The organism is Mariniflexile maritimum, from assembly GCF_009746565.1.
GTDB classification, from domain to species: Bacteria; Bacteroidota; Bacteroidia; order Flavobacteriales; family Flavobacteriaceae; genus Mariniflexile; species Mariniflexile maritimum.
In genome coordinates, this window is sequence record NZ_WRPN01000002.1 from 567658 (window position 1) to 580696 (window position 13039).

Annotated in this window: 8 protein-coding genes and 1 pseudogene; 2 read left to right on the forward strand and 7 right to left on the reverse strand. The window is 33.5% G+C overall.

The genetic code is table 11. The features are described 5' to 3' along the window. The first annotated feature begins 79 nt into the window (after positions 1-79). Positions 80-931 (forward strand): prephenate dehydrogenase, encoded by an 852-nt coding sequence (locus tag GQO80_RS05260; RefSeq protein ID WP_157207273.1) that lies wholly within the window; start codon positions 80-82, stop codon positions 929-931. A gap of 89 nt (positions 932-1020) precedes the next feature. Beyond that, entirely contained in the window at positions 1021-2103 is a 1083-nt protein-coding gene (locus GQO80_RS05265) for a bifunctional 3-deoxy-7-phosphoheptulonate synthase/chorismate mutase type II (RefSeq protein ID WP_157207274.1), read from the forward strand. A gap of 47 nt (positions 2104-2150) precedes the next feature. Here the strand turns inward: GQO80_RS05265 and GQO80_RS05270 are convergent. The 7 genes and pseudogenes from GQO80_RS05270 to GQO80_RS05300 form a co-directional block, all read right to left on the reverse strand. After that, positions 2151-2684, reverse strand: a pseudogene (locus GQO80_RS05270) (hypothetical protein). Between the two features lie 81 nt (positions 2685-2765). After that, entirely contained in the window at positions 2766-5585 is a 2820-nt protein-coding gene (locus GQO80_RS05275; protein ID WP_157207275.1) for a M16 family metallopeptidase, read from the reverse strand. 83 nt (positions 5586-5668) lie between these two features. Beyond that, on the reverse strand, positions 5669-5875 hold the full coding sequence (locus GQO80_RS15985; protein ID WP_157207276.1) for a PLDc N-terminal domain-containing protein: 207 nt from the start codon (positions 5873-5875) through the stop codon (positions 5669-5671). Between the two features lie 79 nt (positions 5876-5954). Next, a complete protein-coding gene (locus GQO80_RS05285; protein WP_157207277.1) occupies positions 5955-7301 on the reverse strand; it encodes a RagB/SusD family nutrient uptake outer membrane protein in 1347 nt (448 codons plus the stop codon). Between the two features lie 101 nt (positions 7302-7402). Beyond that, on the reverse strand, positions 7403-10942 hold the full coding sequence (locus tag GQO80_RS05290) for a SusC/RagA family TonB-linked outer membrane protein (protein WP_157207278.1): 3540 nt from the start codon (positions 10940-10942) through the stop codon (positions 7403-7405). A 156-nt stretch (positions 10943-11098) separates the two neighbouring features. Next, positions 11099-12253, reverse strand: coding sequence for a FecR family protein (locus GQO80_RS05295; RefSeq protein ID WP_157207279.1), 1155 nt, complete (start codon positions 12251-12253; stop codon positions 11099-11101). 123 nt (positions 12254-12376) lie between these two features. After that, positions 12377-12958, reverse strand: coding sequence for an RNA polymerase sigma-70 factor (locus GQO80_RS05300; RefSeq protein ID WP_157207280.1), 582 nt, complete (start codon positions 12956-12958; stop codon positions 12377-12379). Between the last annotated feature and the right edge of the window lie 81 nt (positions 12959-13039).

Sequence of the window (13039 nt, forward strand, 5' to 3'; positions counted from 1 at the left end):
AAAAGAACAAATAATTAACAATAAATTTTAACCCGCCCGAGTAAAAGGTTTCCGCCTTCGGGGGCTAGGGGCTTAGACAATGAAAAACATATACATCATAGGTGTTGGATTAATAGGCGGCAGTCTTGCTATTGATATCAAAAAGAAGCATCCCGAAATGGTTATTCACGGTATCAGCAGAAAAGAGGCCACTTTGGATGAAGCCTTGGCACTTGGTTTAATTGACAGAAAAGCAACGTTGGATGATTTAATCCATGCCGATTTAGTGATTATTTCCATCCCCGTTGATGCTACCGTAAAGTTGTTGCCAACCATATTGGATAAAATTCCGGATACGGGGTTGGTGGTTGATGCGGGCTCAACAAAAGAAGCGATTTGTAAAGCGGTGGAAAACCATCCGAAGCGCCGAAATTTTTTGGCCATGCATCCTATTGCGGGAACCGAACATTCGGGGCCAAGTGCAGCCATTGGCGGCCTGTTTGAAGGCAAAACGAACATTGTTTGCGAAGTTGAAAAAACAACCTTTAAACTTCAGGAAAAAGCGTTGGAACTTTTTACGGGTATCGGCATGCGCATTCGGTACATGAACCCCGTTGCACACGATAAGCATATTGCCTACGTGTCGCATCTATCGCACATCAGTTCGTTCATGTTGGGTAAAACGGTTATTGAAAAGGAAAAAAACGAGCGCGATATTTTTGATATGGCAGGCAGTGGATTTGCCTCTACGGTTCGTTTGGCAAAAAGTTCGCCCGAAATGTGGACTCCCATTTTCAAACAGAACAAAGAAAATGTTATCGAGACCTTAGAAGAATACATCGACAACCTAACGCAGTTTAAAGAACTGATGAAGGCCGATGATTTCGATGCCATTTTTAACGAAATGAAAGACACCAATTATATAAAGGAAATTTTAAAGGGAATAAAATAAACACCAATTAATAAAAGCCAATTCCCATGGGATGCCCAATAAAAATTTTGGGATTCGGGATTTGATTTTTGAATTTTTTAAAAAAGAAGATGGAAAACAAAAAAGAAATGAGAACGTGGTTAGATGATTTGAATTTAAGTCATCCCTTGGTTATCGCAGGGCCTTGCAGTGCAGAAACAGAAGAACAGGTTTTAAAAATAGCGCACGCGCTAAAAGATACCGATGTCAATTATTTTAGGGCAGGTATTTGGAAACCCAGAACACGCCCCGGCATGTTTGAAGGCGTAGGTGCCTTAGGCTTAAAATGGCTACAAAAAGTAAAGGAAGAAACAGGCATGAAAATATGTACCGAAGTTGCCAATGCAGCCCATGTAAAGTTGGCTTTAGAGCATGATGTGGATTTATTATGGATTGGAGCCCGTTCTACCGTTAGCCCATTCATTATGCAAGAAATTGCCGATGCCTTGGATGGTACCGATAAGCCTGTTTTGATAAAAAACCCCGTTAACCCCGATTTATCCTTGTGGTTGGGCGGTATTGAGCGTATTTACAAATCGGGCGTTAAAAATATAGGGGCGATTCACCGCGGATTTTCAACCTACGAAAAAACCAATTACCGAAACAATCCCGAATGGCAACTGGTAATCGAGTTTCAAAATAAATATCCAGGCATTCCTTTAATTAACGACCCGTCGCATATTACAGGCAACCGCAATATGATTTTTGATCTATCGCAAACCGCTCTGGATTTGAATTTTGACGGCTTAATGATTGAAACCCATTTTGATCCGGATAACGCCTGGAGCGATGCCTCTCAACAAGTAACCCCAGAAACCCTAATTCAAATTATGAGAGATTTGAAAATTAGAAAAGAAACCGATTCTGAAGTGAATTACAATAAGCAACTTGAAAATTTAAGAGCACAAATTGATGTAATTGACAACCAAATTATAGAGCTGCTTGGTAAGCGTATGAAGGCCGCCGACGGTATTGGCGAACTTAAAAAATCGAAAAACGTTTCGGTTTTACAAAGTAAGCGTTGGAATGAAATTTTAGGAAAAATGGTTATGGAAGGCGAATCGAAAGGGTTGAGCGAAGAGTTCATCCTAAAAATGTTCAAGGCCATCCACCAAGAATCCATCAATCATCAGGAAAGGATTATAAACGGATAAAATTATAAACGCCAACCGGATACTGGTTGGCGTTTTTAATTATGAACTCATTTAAACTTTTTCTTTTTTATTTTCTTGAGGAGTAAGACCATAAACAATAGATGGTTAAACCCCAACCAACTGGCAACTGTAGTATCAAATCTGTTCAATACAGACCGGTAGCTATCCATCCATGCGTTGGTTCTCCCAATCGCATATCTTTGCCCATGGAGCTCTGGGTCAAAATACCCGTCCCTTCCGGCATTTCCATTACGTTTGTTAAAGCCGACATTGGCATTGATTTCTTTTTTTTAACAAGAGTCCCTAAAGTCTTTTGAGTAGAACCCAGCATCGGCATTTAAAAACACCCCTTCCAAAGGGCTTTCCTTGAAAAACACCTCTGTGGGCAATTGATGCCATTGAACTCCCGTTTTTCAGTTTGTAGAGAATTGCGTTGACAGTCTCGACCAACGGAACCCTTGGTGGAAAACCTCGTTTTGTCAATGGTATGTATGGGATAATTTCCAATTCTATCGTATCTTTGTCAAGTACTGTGTACATAATGGGTTGCTTTTGAATATTTTACGTGTGGTAACGCAAATATCGGCAACCCTTTTGTTTTTTCTGTAAAAAGTTTAAATCACTTCATCTTTATTAATTGAAGAACTACTAATTAAGTCTAATTATTTTTCAGGAATTAAAATAAATTCAGCATAATTATTCTCATCGAAGTAGGTTTTTGCCGCATCTTGAAAGGTTTTTGAATTTAATTTATCAATACTAGATCGATAATCTAAAATAGACTCAAAATTTAAACCACTTTCATAAAGTTCTTTCAATTTATATGTCCAATAACTATTGATTTCAAGATATTCTTTAGTGTTTGCCAATTCTGCTTCCTTAATTTTATTAATATCTTCTTGTGAAGCTCCGTTTTGCTTGATTTTATTGATTTCTTCAAAAACTTTTTCAATAAGTTTCTCAACATTTTCGGGTGCACATGAAAAGTTAACATTCATTCTATACCACTCATAAGGCTTATCAGTAGCAAAGCCTGATACTTTTACACCATAAACACCTGACATTTTTTCTCTTAATTCTTCTGTCAGTTTAATTTTAAGTAGTTTACCTAGCAAACCTATTTTTTCTTTGTTCTCCTCTGAATAATTAAGTGTTCCTGTAAATCTCATGTCAACAACACTTTTATTTTCAACACCCTTTTTAACTGTTTTTTTAATAATTCCTTTGGCTCTGCGTAATCCTATATCTCTCCATGTACTTTTTTCTTTCAAATTAGATGGAAGACTGCCTAAATATTGGGTTATAAATTTCTTTAAATCATCCAATGCAAAACTTCCTACGAAAACAAACGCAAAGCCATTGGCCGATGCAAAACGTTCTTTATAAAATTTATAAGCTTCATCTAGGTTTAGTTCATTCTCAATTTGTTCTTCAGTTAGTGGAATGGCTCTTAAATGATTTTGAGACATAGTTTGTTCTATGATTTTTTCAAAATAAGCACCTGGACTATTATCTTGATCCTTATACAAGGATTTCAAATTTTCCTTATTGGCTGCAAAAACATTTTCATCTTTATTAGGTTTGGTAAAATACAAATTAACCATTTGTAACATGGTTTCTAAATCACTTGAAGAACTGCTTCCAGAAAAAAGATCATCATAATAATTGATTCTAGGCGTAACATTCACTGTTTTGCCCATATTTATTTTTTTTAAATCGATATCTGAAATATTATTAAAACCACTTGACCCAATTATAACACCTGCATTTCTCGCTGAAACATACAATGAATCTGGGGCCACAGAACTTCCACCAGGCCTAAAACCAGTCATCGATATTAAATCGTTTTGAAACTTGGTAGGTTTTGCTATTACCGTAATACCGTTTGATAATTGCCATGTGGTAACATCTACTTTTTTGTTATAGATAGTTTTTGTTATGTTACCTGGCTTTGGTTTATTTGGCATTAATTGCAAATCTCCTAAAGTGTCAACATAAGGTTCAATATTACTATTATTAACATTGGCAATTATTTTAGCAATCTCGTCTTCAGTAGGAATGGTTAAATCTGTTTTTTCAATCGCATTTAAAACCACCGCCATATTTGTAGGCGTCACCCATTCATTTGCAACTTTATTAACTTCTTCTACTGTTATGGTAGGAAATACTGTTTTATAAAATTCATAAATAAATTCATCACTCGGTATAGGCTTATTATCAGTGAAATTGTCGATATACTGTTCTATGAAATATTTGGTAGTCATTTTATCTGACTCCTTTCTTATAATATCAGCGTTATTTAGCAACAGCAATTTATAACGTTCTAATTCTGAAGGATTAAAGCCGTAACGTTTAGCGCGTTCACTTTCAGTTAGTAAAGCTTCGATGCCTTGTTTTAATTGATCTTCTTTAAGCGTAGCTCTTAAATAATAGGCATCCATATTGGCTAAAAAATTTCCAATACCAGCCGTTCCAGATAAAAAAGGCGCATTAGGCTGCAATTCAACCTCAGAAAATCTTTGGCGTAACATACCTGTATATAATTTTTGTAAAATCACTTCTTTATAATCGCTTAATGTTTTTATCGGGGTTTCTTCTTTTTTATTGTAAATAGAAATACTAACACCTTTTGCTTCTTTATCTGTAATAACAGTAATTTTAGGTTCCGTATTTTCAGGAATTTTATAGTAAATTCTTTCTTTCGGGTCCTTAACAGGCTCAATACTTTCAAAAAAATCCTTCACTTTCTTTTCGGTTTCATTAACATCAAAATCTCCTACTAATACTAAAGCCATTAAATCTGGTCTGTACCAATCTTTATAATAACGTTTTAGGGCATCATATTCAGCATTCATGACCACATCCAAAGTTCCAATAGGAGCTCTTTGGGCATACCTAGAGTTGTTTGTAATAACGGGAATAGATTGGTAATACATACGCATGCCTGCACCGCTCCGTGCTCTTAATTCTTCGGCTACTATACCGCGTTCGTTATCAATTTCTTCATCTTCAAAAGTAATACCATCTGCCCAATCTCTTAATATCTGTAAACTGGTATCAAACGTTTTTTTATCTGTGGGCACCGATAATTTATAAACCGTTTCGTCAAAGCTGGTATGTGCGTTTAAATCTGCCCCAAACTCAACACCTAAGCTTTGTAAATAATCAATTAGTTTGTTTTTTTCGAAGCTTTTGGTGCCATTAAACGCCATGTGTTCAATAAAATGAGCTAAACCTAGTTGGTCTTCATCTTCTAAAATAGAACCTGCTTTAAGCACTAAACGTAGTTCTGCTTTGTCCTTAGGCTTTGCGTTTTGTTTTATGTAATAAACAAGCCCGTTGCTTAACTTACCTATTTTAATTGTAGAATCAATAGGGATTTTCCTATTTAAGTTTGAAATATTTAATCCCGTTTTTTGTGCTGAAAGTATGGGTACACTTACAAGTAAGAAAAAAAGGAATGTTATTTTAAATTGTTTCATGATTAATGTTTCTAAATATTTATTGAAATATGTTAATTGGTTGAAACTTAAATTGAGTTTCCTTGGATTTTAGTCAGAAACCTCTAATCTACCTCATAATCTGATATCTTATTGTCTTTTTTATATTGGAAATAAAGTAAGGCTCCTAAAATTGGGAGTATTGAAATGATTAAAGCACAAAACACTTTATGTTTTATACTTATTAATTTTGATTGCAATAAATCCATTAAAGTCCAAATCCAAAGAGCAATTGACAGGCCTATAAGTAATTGAATTACAAAATTATGCATACAATAATTATATTTTAAAACTAGGGCTATAAAACATTTTAATGGAGTATAACCCTAATTTTAAATAAAAAACCACTATTTACAGTCCAAGATACCCTGGGTTTTGTGCACCAAACTCAAGGTTAGTTTCTAATTCTGAAATTGGAATGGGCAAGATATATTGGTTTGTGCTTGTTATGCTTGGTCTAAGAGTTTCTAACTTACCATATCGAATAGCAGCAAACCATACGGCCCCTGTTTCAAAACAAAGTTCTTTAACATACTCGCTAAAAATTAAATCCAGTAAATGCTCTTTAGTGGTGTAAACCAAAGCTGGGGCAGCACCGCTATAGGCTCTATTTCTTATTACATTAAGAGTGGTTTCTGCTTGAGATAACAGATTAAGTCTGGCTTGACACTCTGCTTTTATAAGGTATACTTCAGCTAAACGCAAATAATTTGTGGGACTTGCGGTTAAACTGGTTGTGTATATTTTTTTAATCACTTTCGTTGTACTTAAATAAGATGCCGCAGCTCTAGGATCTCCCAATAAATAATTCTGAACCCATGTGGAAGCCTTTACATTGGTTTGAAAAAAGCTGGATAATTTATTAGATTGACCAGTACCTACAGTTCGCGAAAAGATCACTTCTCTATTTGCTGATCCTTTAAGAAACACATCTTCAAATTTAGTTTCTAATGATACAGCACCTGAAGCTATTACTTCATTTGCCAAATTAATGGCCTCGGTATAATTAGCATCACCACCCATATACATTAATATATTAGCTTTAAATGCTTTTGCCGCTACAGCAGATGCATAATAATTTTTTGAAAATGGTGCGTTTAAATCGATGCTTTTATCTAAATCACTTAGGATGAAATCATAACTTTCTTGTACGGTCGAACGTGCTTTTTGACTATTTTCAACAGTTGAAAGTTTATCTCGAATTACGATGCCATAATTACTAGAGGTATCAAAAAATTGTCCGAAAAGACGCAGTGCTTGGTAATGCCCAAAAGCTCTTAGAAAATAGGCTTCACTAAGAATCCTATCTCTTTCTGTTTGAGAAACCGCCTCGTTTCCTGAAACAGCTTTAATAGTAGCATTTGCTGAATTTACAATATAATATGGCCATTCATACATTGTGTTAGTAACAGCATTTGAGGAATCAAACGTGTTATTTTTAGCTTCGCCCCAAATACCAGTTAAACTAGCTGTAGGCGTTAGAGAACCATCCATAATAGGTGGTACAAGCTCAAAATACTGAGCATATAGCCAATTTAATTGTGTGTAAACCCCTGTAAGAGAAGTTTGTGCACTTTTATCATCGGTTACCAACTGTTCTTCAAACAAATAGTTTTCTGGTTTTACATCTAGAGCATCATCACAAGCGTTGTATAAAAAACTTGTAAATATGCAGAGTAATATTATTTTATTTTTCATCTGTTTATGTTTTATGATTTTTTATTATCAGATATTATTTTTGCTTATTTCAATCAGCAAAATATACTAATGTTCAGCTTATTATATATCTCTTAAATCTTTTAAAAAGTTAACCTAACCCCTGCAACAATTTGTTTTGTTGCTGGATATTTATTGTTGTCTATAGGTGTTCTAAAACTGTTAACATTGGTAAACTCGGGGTCCGCTCCAGGATATTTTGTTATAGTAAACAAATTTGTGCCTGTTAAGTATAAATAAAGACCTTGAAAATTAAGCGATTCTAGCACTTCCTTTGGTAAGTTATAACCTAATGTTACTGTTTTAATACGCAAATAATCGCCTTTTAAAACATACAAACTAGATATTCTATTGTTTTGGTTACCACCAGTTAAATTAGTTCTATATACAGCCCTTGGGTATTTAGCGTCGGTGTTATCTGGGGTCCAACGATCTAGTGCTATTAATTCTTTATTTCCTTGGTCGTTAAGAGATGTATAACTATAAGTATTCTCTCCTGCTTTCCAATAAATATCGTTCCCTACACTATAGTTGGCAAATACATTTAAAGACAAGCCTTTATAATTTATATTGGTATTAATACCTCCAAAAAAATCTGGTTCTATACTCCCAATATTAGTAACATCTGGACCAGAGGACGATGTACTAACTTCTCCATCACCATCTAAATCGGCAAAATAAATATCCCCCGGGCTTGTTAAGGAAGCTTGATAAAGCCCACTAGGTGCACCTGCATTTAATGCGTCAATTTCATCTTGTGTTTGAAACAAACCATTAGCTACATGACCACGAATTAACCCAAGTGCTTGACCCTCTTTAAAATATAATCCATTTAAGGAAACACCACCAAACTCATCTTTATAACTACTATTTAGTCGTATAATTTTGCTTTTTGCAGTTGCAGCATTAAAACCTAGGTTCCATTTTAAATCTTCAGAATCTAGAATATTAAAGTTAAGGGTTAACTCGTAACCACTATTTTGGGTATCGCCTAAGTTTGATATTACGGTATACAACCCACTAGAAGAAGGCAGTTCGGTTTGATAGAGCACATCCTTGGTATCTTTAATATAATATCCTATTTCTCCTTTTATTTTGTTGTCTAGAACAGCGAACTCTATCCCTAGATCTTTTTGGGTGGTAATTTCCCATTTCAAATCAGGATTGCCAATTCTTAAAGGTACTACGCCTGTATTACCATCGTAAACTCCCAATGTGCTGTTTAATGCACCAAATAAGCTAAAAGACTGATTAGGGTCGAAAGTCACATTACCTGATTGCCCGATACTGGCTCGCAGTTTTAAAAAATTTAAACCATTCCATTTTTCGGCAAATTTTTCTCTGTGAATATTCCAACCAACACCAAGAGAAGGGAATGATGCCCAACGGTTGTTTTCACCAAATTTAGATGAGCCATCAATTCTACCCGCAAAACTTAAAAGATATTTATTATCAAAGTCATAAATAAATCTAGAGAAAAAAGACACTAGTGTACTTTCTGTTATAGCTTGTTGTATGGAAAGATTTTCTCCTGCATAACTTAAACCTCTTAAAGTATCATCATTGGGAAAATTTTCGCCATAGTAACTATTTGTCTCAGTTTTCTCGTTTTGAAACGTATTACCCACTAAAATATTGGCATTGCTTTTACCTACCGAAAAATCATAAGTTAATGTGGTTTCAACAGATGGGTTAAGTGTATTCCTATCAATAAGATTTCCTCTTCCATTTGTAGAACCACCACTCTGTGTGTAACTTGGATAAAAAGAATAACTCTCAGAGTTTATATGCTGTAATATACCTGTAGTCTTTAAAAATAAATTTTTAAATGGCTCGTATTCCAAACCAACACTTGCCACCATTGAAAAATTGGTTGTAGTTACTCTTCTTTCTTTTGAAGAAAGCGGATTGTAAATATCCCCTATTAAGGGCACCAAAGAACCATCTTCATTATAAGGCGTTCTATCCGGTCTGATAAACGTTGCCGCTTCTAAAGTACTATAAAGCCCATTTAAAGCATAATCGCTTTCCAATCTTCCTAAGTTCAAATTACTGAAAAACGACAAATTATCTTTCAAATCCTGCTTTAAGTTTAATCCAAAGGCATATCTGGTTAGCTTATCCCCAATAACTGCACCATTATCATTTTGTAAAGAAAGTGATGAATAATATGTACCCTTTTCACTTGCACCTCTAACACTAAAGGCATAATTATTAGTTTGAGACGTTTTTCTAATGGCTAGATCTTGCCAATCTGTATCGATATCCCTATTAATTTCTGTTCCGTTTAAAATACCTAATGCAAATGAATCACTGGTAGGAACCACGCCGCCAGAATTTACATAATTTTGGATAGCATCTGTATAAATCTCTTCATATTGTGCAGTATTAAGAACATCCACTTTTTGTGTTATATTGGATCTTTGAGTAACAGCAAGTTCAAATTGAGGCCTGCTAGATTTGCTCCCACTTTTAGTTGTTATAATTACTACACCTGCAGCTGCTCTTGAGCCATATATTGCAGTAGCAGTAGCATCTTTTAGAATGGAAATGCTTTCAATATTATTAAAATCTAAAAAACCTAAATCGTTATTAAACCCTTCGTTCTCAAGTGTTGTTGCATCATTACTACTTATATAATCAATAAATCCTGTATAACCAGGGGTTTCTGTAGAAGGAGAAATTGGCACTCCATCTACCACATACAATGGCTGATTTGTGCCCAATATAGAAGAGCTCCCCCTTATTCTTACTCTAGCTGCGGCTCCTGGTCTACTAGACGGACTGCTAACCTGTACACCTGCAACTTGCCCTTGCAAAGCCTGATCTACATTTAATATATTGCCCTGGTTTGCAACCCCTGCTACGTCCACAACCCCAACAGTGCCTGTAAAAGCTTCTTTTTTAACCTTACCATATGCTACTATTACTGTTTCATCCAAACCGGTAAGAGATTCATTGAGTTGAATATTAATGTTGCTTTTATCCCCAACAACAACTTCTATAGTTTCATAGCCAATATAAGATACTACCAACACAGCATTTTTCTCCTGAACTAATAATCTAAAATTACCATCAATATCAGTACTAACACCTTGAGTAGTTCCTTTTAATACTACTGTTGCTCCTGGCAAAGGCTCTCCCTTGCTGTTTGTTATTTTTCCACTTACAAACTGCTGAAGCATTTTATCAACCACCTCTTTTAAGGAGTCGATTATGGATGATTCGTTATTGCCTTTGTTTAATAAAATTATTTGTTTGTCAACAAATTTAAAATCAACATTAAATTCTTTAAAAAGTGTTTTTAATACATTTGACAGCTTTTCTTTGTTGGATACGATGTTTACAATTTTATTTTTTTGAAAAACATCCTTTTCGTATAAAAATTTGAATTCTGTTTTTCGTTCAATTTCATTTAAAACATCTTCAATTTTCATTCCTTTACAGTCCAAAGTAACTTTAACATTTTGGGAATATGTATTCGCTTGAATTTGAAATAAAGTGATTAAAAAAAGGATATACGTAAGTTTCATCTTTAAGCTTATATTAGAGAGACGCAACAATTCGTTCATCTCAACAATGAATTTTTTCATACTTTTGATTTGATTTAGTGTGTTAGACATTTAAATCACTTTTTTTGAAATCGGGAAATGCTGCAACATTTTCCGGTTTTTTTTGTTTTTACAAGTGGTTAAAACTTGTTTTTATAAACTATTTCAAAAGTGACTTTTAATTAATTTATTTAAATATTAAATCATTTTTTCATCATAGGCTCTTTTTTATGGGTTAATTATAATTGTATTCTTGTTAAATTTATAAGTAAAATTACCAGACAGACTTAAACTTTTTACGACTTGATATATATCTTCAATATCAAATTTCGCTGTAAAATATCTGCTTTCTAATGATTTATTGTTATTGATAAAGACAACATTATATTGACGTTCAAGCTTTTTTAACATATCTTTAAACTCTACTTCTTGCAGAACAAGCTTGCCTTCCATCCAAGCAGTACTGGCTGCTACGTCCATTTGTTTGACTTGAATTAATTTGCTGTTTTTATCCAATATGGCTCCAAAATTTGGTTTTAAATGAGTTGCTTCATTTGACAAATGATGATCGGTATTTTTATAGGCAACTACAGAACCTTCAACTAATACCGCTTTTATGTTTTCATCTTCGGGATATGATGATAAATTAAATTTAGTTCCTAATACTTTAATATTCAATTCATCAGCATTAACCATAAAAGGATGCTCTGTATCTTTTACCACATCAAAATAAGCCTCACCTTTTAAAAACACTTGACGACTTTCGCCTTTTAAAAACTTAACAGGAAACCTTAATGAAGAACCTGCATTTATATTCACTTTTGTACCATCTGACAGTTGGATTTCAAGGCGTTTACCATATGGAACTGTTACTGTGTTGTAAACTAAAAGTTCATCTTCAGAATCATTAGTATATATTAATTTATTCCCTTTTTGATTTCCAACAATACGCCCTTTTGTATCTAATATTGAAGTTGAGTTATGATCATCAATCACTTTTATCTCCCCACTGTCCAATTCCAGTGTGATTTGTTCGCTTGGGATTATAAGTGTTGTTTGCTTAGTGAAATAACCTTGTTGATAGAAATATCCTAAACCAATAAATAAAACGATCATTGCAGCGTATTTAAACCATGAAAGCAAAAAAATAGGTTTCGTTTTTTCCGTTTTATGAACCTCCATCTTAGTTAATAATGATTCCCATGCTTTATTCTTATCTACTTTTGAATAATCTGTAAACTTTTGAGTAATCTTTTCAAAATCGATATTTTTTGAAAATGGGTAGTCTTTATTAAATTGTTTTAATTGATCTTTTTCCGAATCACTTAAAATTTTTAATTTCTTCTTTATTATTAATTTTGATATGATAAAAATATTATTCATTTATATTCAATATTTCGTTTAGTTATATATAGAACAACTGAGTTTAAAAAGAGTACTATTAATATTTGTGCTTTTTTTAAAAATTTTTGATTTTATGCTAAAACATAACCAGTATGTAGCATTTTAAGTCAGCAAGAAATAGATAAATGTCTGTAGATCTTTAAATTTATCTCTTAAAATCTTGTAGGATTGAGATCTTAATGTTTTTACTGTTTGAAGTTCAATGTTCAGCACCTTGGCTATTTCATTATTTTTTAACCCTTTTAGACTTAGTTTAATGATTTCCCGTTTTCTTGTAGGCAGAGCTTTAATAGCTATATAAAGTTGTCTTGTAATTTCTTCCTCTAAAACTTGTTGTAAAAACAAATTACCATCCTCTAAAGATTGTACGTTAGTTGAAGTGTATTTTTCTTTAACTTTATTGTGCTTAATAACATTAAAACACCTATTTCTAGTGCTTTTGTACAAAAAAACCTTTAATGATAGCTCGTCTGGAAAAGCATTTTTATTTTCCCATAATTTTAAAAAAATATCCTGAACCAAATCTTCACATTCATCTCTTAAAGGCAAAAATCGATTCGCATATTGAACAAGTGTTTCGTAATATGTATCGAAAATAAGTTTTAAATTACCTTTAGTAATCAATGTTTTTTTAAATAATTTAACCCGTTGTGCATTATGATTTAAAAGAAAAAAGTTGTCCATCTTACTGATAATCAGTAAATTGTTTTAGCCATAAAACATTAACAATGAACAACTTGAGCGCAAATTACGAAAGAATTTTGG

Excerpts from the sequence above, each read along its gene's own strand:
- GQO80_RS15985 (WP_157207276.1), bottom strand. The coding sequence starts at position 5,875 with ATGCATAATTTTGTAATTCAATTACTTATAGGCCTGTCAATTGCTCTT.
- GQO80_RS05295 (WP_157207279.1), bottom strand. The coding sequence starts at position 12,253 with ATGAATAATATTTTTATCATATCAAAATTAATAATAAAGAAGAAATTA.
- GQO80_RS05290 (WP_157207278.1), bottom strand. The coding sequence starts at position 10,942 with ATGTCTAACACACTAAATCAAATCAAAAGTATGAAAAAATTCATTGTT.
- GQO80_RS05260 (WP_157207273.1), top strand. The coding sequence starts at position 80 with ATGAAAAACATATACATCATAGGTGTTGGATTAATAGGCGGCAGTCTT.
- GQO80_RS05275 (WP_157207275.1), bottom strand. The coding sequence starts at position 5,585 with ATGAAACAATTTAAAATAACATTCCTTTTTTTCTTACTTGTAAGTGTA.
- GQO80_RS05300 (WP_157207280.1), bottom strand. The coding sequence starts at position 12,958 with ATGGACAACTTTTTTCTTTTAAATCATAATGCACAACGGGTTAAATTA.
- GQO80_RS05285 (WP_157207277.1), bottom strand. The coding sequence starts at position 7,301 with ATGAAAAATAAAATAATATTACTCTGCATATTTACAAGTTTTTTATAC.
- GQO80_RS05265 (WP_157207274.1), top strand. The coding sequence starts at position 1,021 with ATGGAAAACAAAAAAGAAATGAGAACGTGGTTAGATGATTTGAATTTA.